This window comes from Epilithonimonas mollis (assembly GCF_900142325.1).
Classification (GTDB): domain Bacteria; phylum Bacteroidota; class Bacteroidia; order Flavobacteriales; family Weeksellaceae; genus Epilithonimonas; species Epilithonimonas mollis.
In genome coordinates, this window is sequence record NZ_FRAM01000001.1 from 909086 (window position 1) to 925726 (window position 16641).

A 16641-nucleotide genomic window follows, 5' to 3' on the forward strand; every position below is an offset into this window, starting at 1 on the left:
TATGACCTACTCAAACTCACTACTCTTTTATTCAAAAAGTTCTAAATGAAAATCGTAATTTTGCAATTCAAAATTTTAATGAAAAAATGTCAAACAAAAAGATGATTACGGCGGCTTTGCCTTATGCAAACGGTCCGGTTCATATAGGACATTTGGCGGGAGTTTATATCCCTGCGGATGTCTATGCTAGATTTCAGAGAAGATCGGGTAAAGATGTTGCTTTTATCTGTGGAAGCGATGAGCACGGAATTCCTATTACCATAAGAGCTAAAAAAGAAGGCGTTACGCCACAGGATATTGTGGACAAATACCACAAAATCATTAAAAAATCGTTCTCAGATCTGGGAATTTCTTTTGATGAATATTCCAGAACAACATCGGCAAATCACCGGGAAACCAGTCAGGATTTCTTCAAAGTTCTTTATGAAAAAGGGAAATTTACCGAAGAAATGTCTGAGCAGTATTTTGACGAACAAGCCGGAGAATTTTTGGCAGACCGATACATCGTTGGTACTTGTCCGAATTGTGGTAACGAAAACGCTTACGGAGACCAATGTGAAAAATGTGGCTCTACCCTTTCGCCCTCGGAACTCATCAATCCAAAATCAATGTTGAGTGGAAATGTTCCGATTTTAAAAGAGACAAAAAACTGGTATTTACCCTTAAATGAATATGAAGATTTCCTTAATGAATGGATCATTGAAGGTCACAAAGACGACTGGAAACCGAATGTTTATGGACAGGTTAAATCTTGGTTAAATGATGGTCTGAAGCCTCGTGCAATGACCAGAGATCTAAACTGGGGCGTACCTGTTCCACTTCCGAATGCGGAAGGAAAAGTGCTTTATGTTTGGTTTGACGCACCAATTGGCTACATTTCTTTCACCAAAAAATGGGCTGCTAAAAATGGCAAAGACTGGAAAGATTACTGGCAAAGTGAAGGAAGTGATCTGGTTCATTTTATCGGAAAGGATAACATCGTTTTCCACTGTATTATTTTCCCGGCAATGATGAAAGCTCACGGCGATTTTAATATGCCTAAAAATGTCCCTGCTTTTGAATTTCTGAATCTTGAAAACGATAAAATTTCAACTTCAAGAAACTGGGCAGTTTGGGCACACGAATATGTAGAAGATTTCCCGGGACAACAGGATGTTTTGCGTTATGCTCTGCTTTCATCAGCTCCGGAAACTAAGGATAATAACTTTACCTGGAAAGATTTTCAGACGAAGAATAATTCTGAATTGGTTGGGATTTTTGGGAATTTCATCAACAGAGTTGCGGTTCTGATTCATAAATATTATGATGGAATCGTTCCTCAAGGCGATGTGAATGCTCCTGAATTGGCAGAAATCAATAAATCAGCGAAAGAAATTTCAGGTTTTCTGGAAAACTATGAGTTCAGAAATTCTTTGACAGCTTTGATGAATTTAGCCCGTTCCGGAAATCAATATCTTCAGACAGAAGAACCGTGGAAAACGATTAAAGACAATCCTGAAAAAGCAGCAAATTCTTTATTTGTAGGCGCTCAGATTGCTGTGGCTCTGGCGCAGTTGTGCGAACCGTTTATGCCTTTCAGTTCTGAGAAATTACTGACTATGTTCAACGTTCAGAGATCAGACTGGAACGATGTTGAAACTAAATCTGTGCTCATTGAAACTGGTCATAAAATCAACGAAGCGTCTCTTCTTTTCTCAAAAATTGAAGATGATGTGATTGAAGCTCAAATCCAGAAACTTGAAAACACCAAACAAAACAATAAAAAAACAAACCCTAACGCCAATCCTATGAAAGACGAAATCACTTTTGATGATTTTACAAAAATCGACTTGAGAACAGCTACAATTACTGAAGCAGAAAAAGTAGAAAAAGCAGATAAATTGTTAAAACTTACTGTGGATACAGGTGTAGATGTGAGAACTGTGGTTTCAGGGATTGCAGAAAGCTTTAGTCCGGAAGAAATAATTGGAAAGCAGGTAATGATTTTATTAAATCTTGCTCCAAGAAAAATCAGAGGAATTGAATCTCAGGGAATGTTATTATTAACCACAAAACCAGACGGAAAACTTTCTTTTGTAACACCGGATGACAGCAATGTTGAGAACGGAATCGAAATCGGATAAACTCTTTATATGAAAAAACTAATATTAACAGCTATTTCTCTTGTTGCGATATCTTGCAGCTCTGACAACAATGATGACCTACCACAACCTATAGAAAATCAGATTATAGGAAAATGGAAATTGAAAACAACGACTGTTTTGTCTGGAAAAGATAAAACAACTGTCTTGAATGAATATTTGCCAGATGCCTGCAAGCAAAAAAGCACTTATGAATTCACAGATAAAAAGTACATTATGAATGACTACAATAGTATTGGAAGCGAATGTGTGCTTGGTTCCACAACAGTTGATTATACTTATAACGCCAACGATAAAACATTAAAAATCGGAAATGAAACCGCCAGCGTTACAGAGTTAACGTCAAGCACTTTGGTAGTTTTGGCATTTGATGATTATGACCATAATAATGATGGAGTCAAAGATTATCTAAAATATCTTTACACTAAATAATTAATTAAAGACGTACAGAAATGTACGTCTTTATTATTTCTTGGTCAATCTCGCCAGATAAGAATCTTCGTCCTGCAAAATCCTCTCAATGCTGAAACCGTTATGTTCCGCAGCGTTTTTCAAAGTATTGAAATCGAGATATAGCCATTTAATCGGTTCTTCAGACTCACCTTTATAATGAACAATGTAATCCAGCTCGCCATAATAGCCATCGGCAGGAATTAAAATCCCGCCATCTTCATCCTCATCGAACATATAGAGAATGTCGGTACTGTCAATCAGAATCTGTCCGTTTTTATTTAATAAAGAATGAAGTTTCTGAAGATAAATATCGATGACATTCAGGCTTTGGAAAATCCCGGTGCCATTCATCAATAAAAGAATCGTATCAAAAGTTCCGTCTGAAAAATGAAGCATATTTTCTGCAACCGCATTCCTCACACCCCTCAGTTTGCAAACTTCAATCGACTTTGGAGAAATATCCAATGCGGTAACGTCAAGATTTCTTTCATTCTGAAGATAAAGAGAATGTGAACCAGCGCCTGCGCCAATATCTAAAACTTTCCCATTGGCTAATTTCAAAGCTTTTTGTTCGATTTTGTTCATCTCATCAAACCCTCGGAAAAGATAATCCACAGGAAGTTCATCCAGTTCAGAAATCGAAGTTTCGGTTTGCAGATCTTCAGGATTTTCATTTTTAAAATAATCCCAGATGGCACGTCCCATTAGGTCTTTCATAGCAATAATTGTGGTTGCAAAGATAAAGTTTAAAATTTTTATTGATAAATATGATTTAACAAAATCTCTCGACTTAGTTTATATTGAGCGATGCCGAAATGCTTATGATGACATTTCTAATTTTGATTGTCCGTTTATTAACCTAAAGCTTCGACAGGCTCAGCTTGACATCGCTAGAAATCAAGCGTTTAGTATTAGAGATGTCACACTGAGCTTGTCGAAGTGTTTGTTATAAATAATTGATTTTTAAATCAATGCACAGTAGTAGGTTGTTTAACGGATATTTAATTTCTAATACTAAAATGTTTTATTAATCATTGTCAAGCTGAGCGGAGTCGAAGATGAAAAAATATTACTCCCAATTTTGTTTAATTTAATAATCATAACCATTACTTTTTTCTATTTGCTCTCGGTTCACATTTTGCTAATAATGCCTAAATTGTATCTCAAATTTGAAATCAATCTATGACAGATAAAAATAAAAACTTCCACACGGGATTCACTTTCAGCAAGCATATTCCGGAAGAGGTTTCGCATTTTGACAGAGTATTTGGTATTTTCAAAGACTTACTCATCCATACTTCAGGAGATTTGGACGAGGCTTTTGACTGGCTGGATATGCTCGATAAAGAGTACGATATTTTCAATGAAGAATATGACTTGGATGACTTTATCGAAGACCTTAAAAAACGAGGCTACATCAAAGAAGAAATTAAACCAGAAGATGGTAATTCTGGTTCTGGAGAAGGTAAGAATATTCTGACAGCAAAACTGGAAGCAGCTTTAAGAGATTATGCACTCGACCAGATTTTTGGAAAATTAAGAAAAAGCGGTGTTGGAAACCATAGAACCAACAAAAGCGGAGTCGGTGACGAAAAAGATGGAGAAAACCGAAGTTTCCAGTTTGGTGATGATCTTGCAACGGTCAATCTAACGGAAAGCATCAAGAATGCACAGATTAACAACGGTATTTCAGATTTAAGGTTAACGGAAAACGACCTCATCGTAGAAGAAACCAAACACAAAGCGCAGATGAGCACGGTTTTGATGATCGATATCAGCCACTCGATGATTTTGTATGGCGAAGACCGGATCACGCCTGCGAAAAAAGTAGCGATGGCTTTGGTAGAACTCATCAAAAGAAAATACCCGAAGGATTCCATTGACATTATTGTTTTCGGGAATCATGCGTGGCCGATCCAGATTAAGGATTTGCCGTATCTTCAAGTCGGGCCTTATCATACCAATACGGTTGCCGGACTGGAACTGGCGATGGATATTCTCCGAAGAAAAAGAAATACAAACAAACAAATCTTTATGATTACCGACGGGAAACCAAGCTGCCTGAAACTCCCAACCGGCGAATACTATATGAACAGCGTCGGTCTCGATGAAAAAATCGTTTCCGAATGTCTCAACAGAGCTGCACAAGCCAGAAAACTGAAAATCCCCATTACCACTTTTATGATTGCACAAGATCCTTATCTGAGACAATTTGTGAAAGCTTTCACGGCTCAGAATAAAGGAAAAGCTTTCTTAACAGGACTTTCAGGTTTGGGACAAATGATATTTGAAGATTACGAGAGAAACAGAATTAAAAGGATTTAACAAAAAATCAAAATATTCTCTCGCTGATTTTACAAATTTTGCAGATTGATTTAAACTAAATAATTTGCGTAATCCGCCAAATCTGCGAGAATTAAAAACATTATTAATTAGTAAAAAAAAATGAAGAACGATACAACATTCAAAGAATTAAAAAAATCGGGATACACAGATAAAACAATCAATCAGGAAATCCAATCTAACCTGATTGCAAAAATCAAAGCTAAAGAACCAGTTTTTGAAGGACTTTGGGGTTACGAGGATACTGTAATTCCACAATTGAAAAAGGCGATTTTGGCAGGACATCACATCAATCTTTTAGGATTGCGTGGGCAGGCAAAAACCCGAATTGCCAGAAGTATGGTCAATCTTTTGGACGAATATATGCCCATTGTGAAAGGTTCGGAAATCAATGACAGTCCGTTTCAGCCGATTTCAAAATTCGCAAGAGATCTGATTGCGGAGTTGGGCGACGAAACACCAATTTCCTGGGTTCACCGCTCCGACAGATTCTTTGAAAAATTGGCAACACCGGATGTGAACGTGGCGGATTTGATCGGAGATATTGACCCAATTAAAGCAGCGACTTTGAAATTGCCATATTCCGACGAACGTGTTTTACATTACGGAATGATTCCAAGAGCGAACCGTTCTATTTTTGTTCTGAATGAATTGCCGGATCTGCAGGCGAGAATTCAGGTTTCTTTGTTTAATATTTTGCAGGAAGGCGATGTCCAGATCCGAGGTTTTCAGTTGAGAATGCCTTTGGACATTCAGTTTGTGTTTACAGCGAATCCGGAAGATTATACCAACAGAGGAAGTATTGTAACGCCTTTGAAAGACAGAATCGGTTCTCAGATCTTCACCCATTATCCAAAAACTGTAGCGTTGGCGAGACAAATCACCGAACAGGAAGCATTGATTTCTGACGATGACAAATCCAAAATACAGGTTCCAGATTTGGCAAGAAATCTTTTGGAAGAAGTAGCTTTTGCTGCAAGAGAAAGCGAATATGTAGATGCGAAAAGCGGCGTGAGTGCGAGATTAACGATTAGTGCGATGGAAAATCTTATCGCAGCGGCCAAATTGAGGCTTCTGGAATCTGATTCGGACAAGACACAAGTTCGCTTACTCGATTTTATGTCGATCATTCCATCGATTACGGGTAAAATCGAATTGGTTTATGAAGGCGAGCAGGAAGGTGCAGACTTTGTCGCCAAAATCCTGATTGATGATGCTGTGATGACACAATTTGAAAGCCTTTTCCCAAGAGTTCCAAAACTGGAAAAAGAAGGTCTGAAAAATGCGTACACCGACATCATCCAATGGTTCAATAAAAATCACTTGGAATTGAATTACGCCGATACAGATCAAGAATTTTACAACAAACTCAACATTATTAAACCACTAACGACACTGATTGAAGATAATGTTCCTGAGTTGGATGAAACCGATAAAAACTTCTGCAAAGAGTTAGTTCTTTGGGCTTTGACAATCAGCAAAAAATTAGATAAGTCCGAGAATGCTTCGGCATTTAACTTTGAATCGGCAGGAATTGGTCAGTTTTTCAGGAATTAAGTCCGACAGATTCAAATTATAAAAATAGCAACCTCAGACTTGCAGTCTGAGGTTGTTTTAATTAGGATTTGTCAAATAATTTTGAATCTACATCTTTATTGACTTCATAACGATGGTAAATCAGTGCAGTTCCTGCCGGCGAATAGTTATATGAAGAGGCTTAAACGTAGCCGTCATTGTTTATTTTGTAATCGCCGATAGTTTCGGTCATTTCTACAGAAGTTCCCTGTACATTTTTGTTAACTACCCGTTTTATTAAAAAGAAAGTCCCTGCTTCTATGAAAAACGTTATGACAGTTCCACTTTTTCTGATCAGTTTTATTTTGTAGAGATCTCTGCCGTTCTGAGTTTCGGCTCCCAAAAGTTCCACGATATTACCTTTGTTGGCATAATCAAGAAGATCGCCGGAAAGATCCAGTTCTTCTGCACTTTCTTTGGCAGTGGTTGAATCAGCATCGACAGGTCTTTTCTGATTTTGTATCGGGAAAAGCGTCCAGGAACCATTATTGGTTACAACTGTTGTATTCGCATGGCCTTGTATCTCCATATCCATTCGCATAGCCTGATGATTAATAAACCAGCTTCGGACAGGGATTTTCATCCCTTGCATGCTAATATCTCCTTCCACATAGAGTGTCTTGATAGACTTGATTTTTTCTTCTCCTCCCATTGCTGCCACATATTTTTTTATAATTTGATCTGCGGTAAGCATTTTTGCAGGCTCTTCTTTTGGCAGGTCCATTTTTATGCTTTCCTCAGCAAGAAACTCTTCTTTAGAAATTTTACTGCCGAGATTCAAAGCTTTAAAGGTGTCGTCCAGTTGGGTGAGTAATTTTTTCCGAGAATCTTTATTATTCCGATTATAAAAAAACTCGAGGTAATTTTCATGGACTGTTGTGGTATAAACACCATTGGTATAAATCTGAGTATTGACGCTTTTTGGGAAATCCATTCTCACAATACCGAGATCGCCTTCAGATGGCACCTGGTATATTTTGTCTGCCTGAGAGATATCTATATTTTCAGTAATAGAAACAAACTCTTTGTCTTCAAACTTTTTATTCAGAACTTTTGTAGCGAGATTGTTACTAAAAAAAATCTGAAAATTATTCTCCGGAAAACCAAGTTCATATTTGGTCCCGCTAATATTATAAATTAAATTTTCTGATTGGAGCTGAAACTTGCTGATCTGGACCGATATAGAATCTAATTTTTCATACGATATTTTCTGTGCATCCAGCACAGAGCCAATCCATAAAAGGATAAAAAGCGTTATATTTTTCATAGTTACTATTGTAATAAGAAGTTTATCTCAGTCATCAATTTCTTTCAGAAATACCAACAGACACCAGATTTCTATCCTTGTCTACGTAGTAATATTTGTACTTAGGAGTCGCATATTTGTATCCCACAGCCTGCGACAACAGAAGCAACCAGTCACCACTATTTTCGTATATTTTATCTAATTCCGGTGAGTAACTACCCAGGTACTTGGATTTGCCGTTTATCACATCATTGGATGCCAAAATTTTAAGATCATAATAATCCGTCATATCAACACCTTTAGAATTAATCGGTGAATAAGTCAGTTCAGAGGTGACGTTATCTATGGGGGTGATTTTATGGTTCTGATGGTCATACATATAGATTTTTTTAGCCACCAGACCATCTGTATAACTGCCTCCGGACGCCACCAAAAACAGATTATTTTTGGCATATTCTATAAAGTTGATTTTCTCATCAGACAGGATTTTTTTCATTTCCGAATTGATGAGATTCATAGGATAAAATTGAGAGTCGGGATACTCGCTGTCCAGCAGGAATCTGTATTCCACTATCGCCAAATTATCGGGCATATCTTCTATTTTATAGGTATCACTAGACGGCATCACGGTTTTAAATTCATTGCTTTTTATAATTGTATCTCCTTTAGAATTTAGAAGTGCCCCGAAGTCAGAATTGGCAGACACCGGATACAACTTACCTTTAAAAACACCTTTTGTACTTACGATCGTTTTGCCACCTTTTTTTGACGGTGTCTTAACAGTGCCGTCGGGTTTACTTTTCGGCATCACAACTTTTACCTCCGTTACCTTTCTATTTGCCTCTCGCAAAGCCATTTGTTTTTGGTACTCCGCTTCCTCTATTCTTCTCTCCGCATCTCTTTTCTTAGTAATGACATCCTGCCTTCTTTTATCTTCTGCATCCCGTGCTGCAAGCTCTTTTTTCAGAATGGCCATACACGCAGGGCAAGATGCACCATCACCTTTAGCTACATTTCTAAACAACTTGCACGCACCTTCACTATTATCGTGTTTCTGTGCATTAATAAATATCGAAGCAAAAATCAAAACAAAAAACGTTAATATAATTTTTGATTTCATAACTATTAAATTTATTTTTTACAAATATAAATCAATAATAAGTATTTTTGTAATAATATTTTAATTTTATTCGAATATTAATACCAATCAAACAATACATATAAACATCAATAGATAGCTTCAGAGAAAGCATGTTTAATTACTTCTTCTCATAATGATAATAATCTATTTTGATTGAATAAATTCAATATAAAGATTAACCAAAAGAAAACCCAACAAGGTTGCTGGGTTTAAAAAGTATAGTAAAAAAAATTTAGTTCTAAAACTGTCCGCCGCCAAGTGCTCTGTAAAATTCGGTCACTGCTTGCAACTGCTGAAGTTTATCATTTACTCCGGCTAATTTTGCTGCTAACAATGATTGTTCAGAAGTCAAGACATTCACATAATTGGTGTTGGAAGAGTAGGTCAATAATTCCTTGTTGAACTCTACTGCTTTTTCCAAAGATTGAATCTGAAGTTGTCTCGTATCTTCTTTTTCCTTCGCTTTTTGATATGATAATAATGAGTTAGAAACTTCTGAACCAGCGGTCAGCAAAGCTTTTTCAAAAGTGTAGTAAGCCTGCATTTTACGAGCTTCCATCACTCTTACCTGAGCTTTTCTGTTGCCCATTTGGAAAATATTCTGCGTCACTGTTCCTCCAAGTGTGTAGAACAGAGAATTCGTAAAGAAGTTTTCCAAAGTTCTGGATGACAACCCCAAAGTTCCCGTGATATTAATCGTTGGATAAACCTGTGCCATCGCCATATTTTTATTTTCAAAAGCCTGACGGAAAGTTAATTCAGCCGACTGAACATCAGGACGATTTTTCAACAAAGAAGCTGGAACTCCTGTTTTTAAATCGGTATAAATAACCTGTGAATCGATGGAATTCCTGTCAATAGATTGAGGATTATCATTCATCAAAATGCTCAGAGAATTTTCTGTTTGCTGGATTTGCATTTCCAAATCCGGAACTGACAACTGTGCCGAGTAAAGATTGGCTTTGCTTTGTTCAACATCAGCGCCTGTAAGATAAGCGGCATCCATCAAAGCTTCCACAGTTTCAACATCTTTTTTTCTTAACTCAATCGTCTGTTTTGTGATCTCAAGTTGCTTATCCAGAGAAATCAATTGATAATAAAGACTTGCAGCCTGCGCAACCAGCTGTGTCTGAACAGCACGTTTGGCAGCATCAGTCTGAAGAAAGCCTGCATAAGCTGAGTTCTTAAGTGCTTTGATCCTTCCCCAAACATCTATTTCCCAACCCGTCGAGATTCCCAATCTGTATACCAACAAATCGGGCATCACAAAATTCCCTCCTTGCGCCGCAGCACTATTTTTGGTTTCAGTAACAGAAGCAACACCATCCAGACTCGGAAGATTCTGCAATTTGGATTGATTGAAAACTGCGCTTGCTTCCTGGATTCTCGCCACCGCAACTTTTAGATCCAGATTATTCTTAATGGTTTTATTGATAATAGTCTGAAGCTTTGCATCCGTGAAAATTTGACTCCACGCAACGTTGGCTATAGAACTACTGTCGTTATTGGTTTTTTGTCGGAAGAGATTATCTTGTCGATTTTGATCGATCTCCGGACTCTTATAAGTATCCGTGACTTTACACGAATAAAAGAAACCTGCGACAACTGCTAATATGATTAGATTTTTTAATTTCATTTTTTTCAAATTTTGTTATTCGCTAAGTTCTCCTTCGTATTTGTCCGATATTTTTTTACTGCTTACTTTTTCCTGCAAATACATAAATATGGCAAACAAAATCGGGATAAAAAAGACACCGAAAACAGTTCCGAACAACATTCCTCCAATCGCACCAATCCCAATTGACTGGTTACCTACAGCTCCTGCTCCGGTTGAAATCGCTAATGGGATCAAACCGAAAATGAACGCAAATGAGGTCATCAAAATGGGACGCAACCTTTGTTTCGCGCCGCTTATCGCAGCATGTGCAATGGTATAACCTTTCTTCCTTGCATCGAGGGCAAACTCTACAATCAAAATCGCATTTTTCGCCAGGAGTCCAATCAACATAATGAGTGAAATCTGCGTGTAAATATTATTAGAACCTCCGATACAAGCACTGAACATCATTACACCAGCCAAACCAACAGGCAATGACAACATCACAGCAAATGGCAAAAGATAACTTTCATATTGCGCTGCCAAAAGGAAATAAACAAATACACAACATAAAATGAATATATAAACCGTTTGTCCGCCTGCAGTAACCTCTTCTCTAGTCAATCCGGAAAATTCGTACCCATAACCTTGTGGTAAAGTTTCTTTCGCTATTTTTTCCACGGTGTTAATTGCATCCCCGGAAGAGAAACCTGGATTGGGTGTTCCGTTTAATGAAATGGCTGTAAATAAATTGAAGCGACCGATTGCTTGTGGGCCATACACTCTTTTAGCGGTGATGAATCTGCTCAAAGGCGCCATTTCGCCTTTAGAATTTCTGACCTGAATCATATTGAAACTTTCCAGATTTTCCCGGTCTTCAAAAGGTGCCTGATAAATCACACGATACTGCTTCCCGAATAAATTGACATTGGAAGAATAAACACCACCATAATAGCCCTGCATTGTTCCTAAGATATCTGAAACTGAGAATCCAGCAGCCTTTGCCGCGGGAATGTCAATATCAATCATATATTGAGGATAATTCGGGTTGAAAGATGTGAAGGTTCTTTGGATGTCCGGTTGCTGATTCATTTTATCGATGAAATCATTCGTCACCTTGGTCAAATCTGCGATGCTTCCGCCTTTTTGATCCTGAATCTGCATCTCGAAACCGGCCGCATTACCAAAACCCTGCAATGTTGGTCGTCCGAAGAATGTCATTTTTGCATCTTTGATTCCGGCCGTTTCTTTGTACATTTTCGCAACAAAGGACTGCAGATCTTCACCTTTTTTGGTTCTGTCTTTCCAGTCTTTTAGTTTTACAATCAGCATCCCGTTATTAGAGCCACTTCCCGAAATCATTCCTCTTCCGGAAACTTTGAAGATGTGAAGAACTTCCGGTTGTTTTTCAACAATTTTTTCAACTTTGGCAAGAACTTCTCTTGTTCTGTTTTCATTGGAACCGATTGGAAGCGAAATGTCCATAAAAATCCCTCCCATATCTTCACTTGGAACGAAGGATTTTGGTGTCGTATTCATCAGCCACACAAAAATTCCGGCGAATATTGCGAGACCTGCAAATGCCATCCATTTTTTCTTCAATAAGAACAAAATACCTCTGGAATATCGTTTTACCATCGCATCAAAAATGATGTTGAAGTTGCTAAAAAATCTTTGCAGGAAATTCTTTTTCTTTTCTTCGTGAGAATGAGGCTTTAGGAAAATTGCACATAAAGCAGGACTCAATGTCAATGCATTTACAGCAGATAATATAATTGAAATTGCTAATGTCAATCCAAATTGTTTATAGAAAACACCAGCTGACCCGGAGATAAAACTTACCGGAATGAAAACCGCGGCCATAACGAGTGTGATACTGATAATCGCACTACTGATTTCGTCCATTGCATTCACAGATGCTCTCAACGGCGATTTTTCACCCTGTTCTAATTTGGTATGAACTGCTTCTACGACGACAATCGCATCATCAACCACAATTCCCACCGCTAAAATTAACGCGAAAAGTGTCAGCAAATTAATTGTAAATCCGAAAATGCTTAGGAAGAAAAATGTCCCTACAATTGCCACCGGAACCGAAATCGCCGGAATCAATGTAGAACGCCAATCTTGCAAAAACAAAAAAACCACGATGAATACAAGGATAAATGCTTCAAATAGTGTGTGAATTACTTTCTCAATCGATGCATCTAAAAAGTCATTGGCATTAACCAAAGCCACATATTTTACGCCTTTCGGGAATGACTCCTGGGCTTTATCCAGAACCGCAATCGATTGATTAATAACATCCTGAGCATTGGACCCTGCAGTTTGCGCAACCGCCATACCAATGGACGGATGACCATCTGTGACACTGGTCCCTGTGTAATCCTGCGCTCCCAATTCTACTCTCGCAACATCTTTCAGTTTCAATGTTTGTCCGTTTTCAGTCGCTTTTATAATGATATTATCGAACTCAGGGATTTCTGTCAGCCGTCCTTTATATTTCAAAGTATAACGGAAACTTTCGTTACTTTCATCACCTAAACTTCCTGGTGCTGCTTCGATATTCTGTTCCGCTAAAACGGTATTGATATCTGAAGGGACCAATCCATAAGCCGCCATTTTATTAGGATCAAGCCAAATTCTTATTGAGTAATCCTTTGAACCAAAAACGGTTACATCACCGACACCGGTAACCCTTTTGATCTGAGGAACAATGTTGATGTTAGTATAATTTTGGAGAAAAGTCATATCATAATTGGGATTCTCACTGTAAAGCGAGAAAATCAATACATTGGAACTTTGTCTTTTGGTGGTTGTAACTCCGGCTCTTGTAACTTCCGCAGGTAACAAAGGCGTTGCTCTGGAAACCCTGTTCTGCACGTTTACTGCAGCAATATCCGGATTAACCCCTTGCTTGAAATAAATCGTTACCGAACCTGAACCGTCATTGGTTGCAGAAGATGTCATATAAGTCATTCCTTCTACCCCATTGATCTGTTCCTCCAGCGGGACAATTACACTTTTAAGAATTACATCGGCATTGGCACCTTGATAACTTGCATTTACAGATACAGTTGGCGGCGCAATATCAGGATATTGTGAGACGGGCAAAGTCACAATTCCCAAAACACCGAGAATCACGATGATAATGGAAATTACGGTGGACAATACCGGACGTTCTATAAATTTTTTAAACATATTTTTTTAGACTAAAAAGAAAAAAGAGCAAGGATAAAAGACTTTCAGAATCGAAAGTTTTTAAACTAATACTTTTAACATTACTATAATATTCGGGAAACTATTTTCTATCGATAACATTTTGCAAAGTCGTCTCTTTCGGAACCACTTCTGCATCATCTTTCAGAAGTCCGATGCCTTCTACAATGAGTTTATCTCCAGGTTTCAATCCTGATGTGACAGCGTAAGTCAATCCGTCTGGCAGATTTTCCACTTTGATTTCCGTAGATTTCACTTTATTACCAGCTCCGATCAGGTAAACCAAAACTTTGCCCTGCATTTCGTAAGTTGCCGCTTGTGGGATGATGATAACATTTTCCAGACTGTTCGGTACCTGAACTGTTGCACTGTAACCGCTTCTCAGAAGGCCTTTGCTATTTGGAAAAGTTGCTCTCATAGAAAACGAACCTGTATTGGGATCCACCAAACCACTGATGGACTCGATTTTTCCTTTTTCTTCATACTTGCTTCCATCAGAAAGAACGAGCTCTACCAATGGAGAATTTTTGATTTTTTGCTGAATTGTTGAGCCTGTAGAATGTTTGAAAAAATCCAACTGTTGTTTTTCATTAATCGAAAAATATGCAAATATTTTTGAAACATTAGAAACTGTAGTCAGTGGTTGCGATGTTGCACTGCTGATGTAACTTCCAGATTTATAAGGCAAAGTTCCAATAACACCGCTTACAGGGCTGTATAATTTGGTATAACCTTGATTAACCTGTGCATTTGTTAGTTGAGCCTGAGTTTCTGCCAAGGCTGCTTTCGCAGATTTAAGTGCGAGTTCTGCAGCCTGAAGCTCGTAAGCAGAAATGATTTTTTTATCAACCAAAGGTTTGGTTTTAGTAACCTGCATCTGCGCTGTTGCCACTTGAGCCCTTGCACTGTTTACAGCAGCCTGAGCCGCTAAAACGGATTGCTCGTATTGAGGATTTCTGATCAGGAATAATAGCTGACCTTTGCTCACCTGGCTACCCTCATCAACATAGATTTTCTCCACAAAACCATCAATTTTTGGTCGGATTTCTACATTTTCGATGCCCTCGAGGCGGGCAGGATATTGTGTCAGATTTTCCGCTGGTCCACTTTTCGCAACAATATACTCATATGGTTGTGGTGGCAATTCTTTTTTGTCATCTTTTTTCTCAGACTTTGAACAAGAAGTCAAAAGACCTAAAACAACAAAAAAACTAATCGCGATATTCCTCATAAATACTTATTTTTTAGATAGATTTCAAACAAACGTTCAAATTTAGATATTATATCCAAAATAGACGTTATGTAATTAATAATAAAATCTATCAAATATAATTAACAAAAACTATTATTATTGAAATTCAGAGAATTAAAAAATAATTTTAAAGAATATTTAACATAATTCCATCAAACGATTGTTTGAACAAGGTTAAAAATTGACAATAATTAAGGTTTTTGAAAGCTTTTTGATTGATATGTTCCTCTAAAGATTCTTAATGAAGCTAAACTACGCGTTTAATAAAAAACCATTACCAGAATTAGTTTGAAATAATTAATATTTGAACGTAATTATTACTTGTTGTATTAATTATTTAATTTTGAAAATGTAAAATTTTTTAATGTAAAATTGTCATTAATAAAATGAAAATATGAAATCAATTCGACTTATTTTTTTCTGTATATTAATTTATATTTCATCAAATGCGCAATCCAATAAGACCTATCAAAGTTTAATCGCTCAAGCCGGCTTATTACATCTTCAAAAAAATCCTAAAAAAGCAGTTCAATTGTACGAAAAGGCTTTCGAAATACAACAACCTGATGCGCTTACAGCTTATAAAGTAGCTGGAATATATTCTTTAAATCACGATTCGAAAAAAGCTTTCCAATATTTGAGAAGATCTTTATCTTCTGGTTGGACCGAAGCTGATTGGTTGTTATACGACCCTTATTTTGATTATTTGAGAAAAAATGACGCTGAGAAATGGAAAGAAATAGAAGAGATTGCTATTGCTCAGGAAAAGCAATATGAAAAGACCTTGAAACTTCCTGCTTTAAGAAAAGAAATCAATCTAATGTGTCTGAATGACCAAAAACTCAGATACCGAAAGTCACAAAATACAGATGAAAGTTTAGCCAAAACAATTGACCAGCAAATCAATGAAGCAGATTCATTCAATCTAATTCAAGCTAAAAAAATCATTAAGCAATATGGCTGGCCAAAAATATCGGACATTGGAAAAGACGGACAGAATAATCTTTGGCTGATTGTTCAGCACGCTGACCAAGATGTTCTATTTCAAAACGAAGCTTTGTCGGAAATGGAAAAATTAATCGGAACAAAAGATCTTAATATGGAAAATTACGCATTTCTATATGACAGAGTTCAATGCAACTTGAATTACAGACAATTGTACGGGACGCAGGTAATTTGGTCAGGTAATGGAGAAGCCTCTGGTTTTAGACCAATAATAAGAGAGAATTTAACGAATGAAAGAAGAAATAAACTGGGACTTCAACCTTTAGAAATCTATTCTTTAATTTATGGATTTTCTTATCAACCTATCGATTCAGGAGAATCTGCAAAAAGAGAATCAGCTTGCAATTCACAAGTTAAAGAATTGCTCAATAATGCCAAGAAAGCTTACAAAGCAAAAGAATTTCAAAAGACTTATGATGATTACAACACTGCTTCTACTTTCCTTGGCGGAATGAGTAACAATGATAACTTCGAAGCTTCAATTCTGTTTTCGAAAATCGCAAAAGTTGACAAAGATGAAAAGTATAAAGGTATTGCTTTGGACTTTTTGGATTTGTTATATCTGAGAGGAAGATTGACCAAAAATATGCTTCTAAAACAATCTGATTTTAGGATATTATATCAGGAAAAAAGGTGGATTGATTTGTTGAAGAAATTAGATTAATTTAA

11 protein-coding genes are annotated in these 16641 nt (G+C 37.1%); 5 read left to right on the top strand and 6 right to left on the bottom strand.

Annotated features, from left to right (window positions below; translation table 11 throughout):
• Nucleotides 1-29: 29 nt before the first annotated feature.
• The gene (gene metG / locus BUA97_RS04015; RefSeq protein ID WP_262494344.1) at nt 30-2123 is read left to right on the top strand and encodes a methionine--tRNA ligase; all 2094 of its coding nucleotides are present in this window, start codon (nt 30-32) and stop codon (nt 2121-2123) included.
• A 9-nt stretch (nt 2124-2132) separates the two neighbouring features.
• The gene (locus BUA97_RS04020; RefSeq protein ID WP_072996560.1) at nt 2133-2573 is read left to right on the top strand and encodes a lipocalin family protein; all 441 of its coding nucleotides are present in this window, start codon (nt 2133-2135) and stop codon (nt 2571-2573) included.
• Nucleotides 2574-2606: 33 nt separating this feature from the next.
• Here BUA97_RS04020 and BUA97_RS04025 read toward each other — a convergent pair whose 3' ends face one another.
• Nucleotides 2607-3311 (bottom strand): class I SAM-dependent methyltransferase, encoded by a 705-nt coding sequence (locus tag BUA97_RS04025; RefSeq protein ID WP_072996561.1) that lies wholly within the window; start codon nt 3309-3311, stop codon nt 2607-2609.
• Between the two features lie 465 nt (nt 3312-3776).
• Between BUA97_RS04025 and BUA97_RS04030 the strand changes: the two genes are divergently transcribed.
• Entirely contained in the window at nt 3777-4919 is a 1143-nt protein-coding gene (locus tag BUA97_RS04030; RefSeq protein ID WP_072996562.1) for a vWA domain-containing protein, read from the top strand.
• Between the two features lie 120 nt (nt 4920-5039).
• On the top strand, nt 5040-6494 hold the full coding sequence (locus BUA97_RS04035) for a sigma 54-interacting transcriptional regulator (protein ID WP_072996563.1): 1455 nt from the start codon (nt 5040-5042) through the stop codon (nt 6492-6494).
• 160 nt (nt 6495-6654) lie between these two features.
• On the opposite strand, the gene BUA97_RS04040 is transcribed toward BUA97_RS04035, so the two are convergent.
• The 5 genes from BUA97_RS04040 to BUA97_RS04060 all read right to left on the bottom strand — a co-directional run bounded on the left by BUA97_RS04040 (nt 6655) and on the right by BUA97_RS04060 (nt 14946).
• The gene (locus BUA97_RS04040) at nt 6655-7779 is read right to left on the bottom strand and encodes a hypothetical protein (RefSeq protein WP_072996564.1); all 1125 of its coding nucleotides are present in this window, start codon (nt 7777-7779) and stop codon (nt 6655-6657) included.
• 34 nt (nt 7780-7813) lie between these two features.
• Nucleotides 7814-8878, bottom strand: coding sequence for a hypothetical protein (locus tag BUA97_RS04045; RefSeq protein ID WP_072996565.1), 1065 nt, complete (start codon nt 8876-8878; stop codon nt 7814-7816).
• A 259-nt stretch (nt 8879-9137) separates the two neighbouring features.
• Nucleotides 9138-10535 (bottom strand): efflux transporter outer membrane subunit, encoded by a 1398-nt coding sequence (locus BUA97_RS04050; RefSeq protein ID WP_072996566.1) that lies wholly within the window; start codon nt 10533-10535, stop codon nt 9138-9140.
• Nucleotides 10536-10550: 15 nt separating this feature from the next.
• Nucleotides 10551-13697: an efflux RND transporter permease subunit gene (locus tag BUA97_RS04055; protein ID WP_072996567.1), complete on the bottom strand. Its 3147-nt coding sequence runs from the start codon at nt 13695-13697 to the stop codon at nt 10551-10553.
• Nucleotides 13698-13797: 100 nt separating this feature from the next.
• Complete coding sequence (locus BUA97_RS04060) at nt 13798-14946, bottom strand: efflux RND transporter periplasmic adaptor subunit (protein WP_072996568.1); 1149 nt, start codon at nt 14944-14946, stop codon at nt 13798-13800.
• A gap of 415 nt (nt 14947-15361) precedes the next feature.
• Here BUA97_RS04060 and BUA97_RS04065 point away from each other — a divergent pair, with 415 nt between their 5' ends.
• Nucleotides 15362-16636: a tetratricopeptide repeat protein gene (locus tag BUA97_RS04065; RefSeq protein WP_072996569.1), complete on the top strand. Its 1275-nt coding sequence runs from the start codon at nt 15362-15364 to the stop codon at nt 16634-16636.
• Nucleotides 16637-16641: the final 5 nt, after the last annotated feature.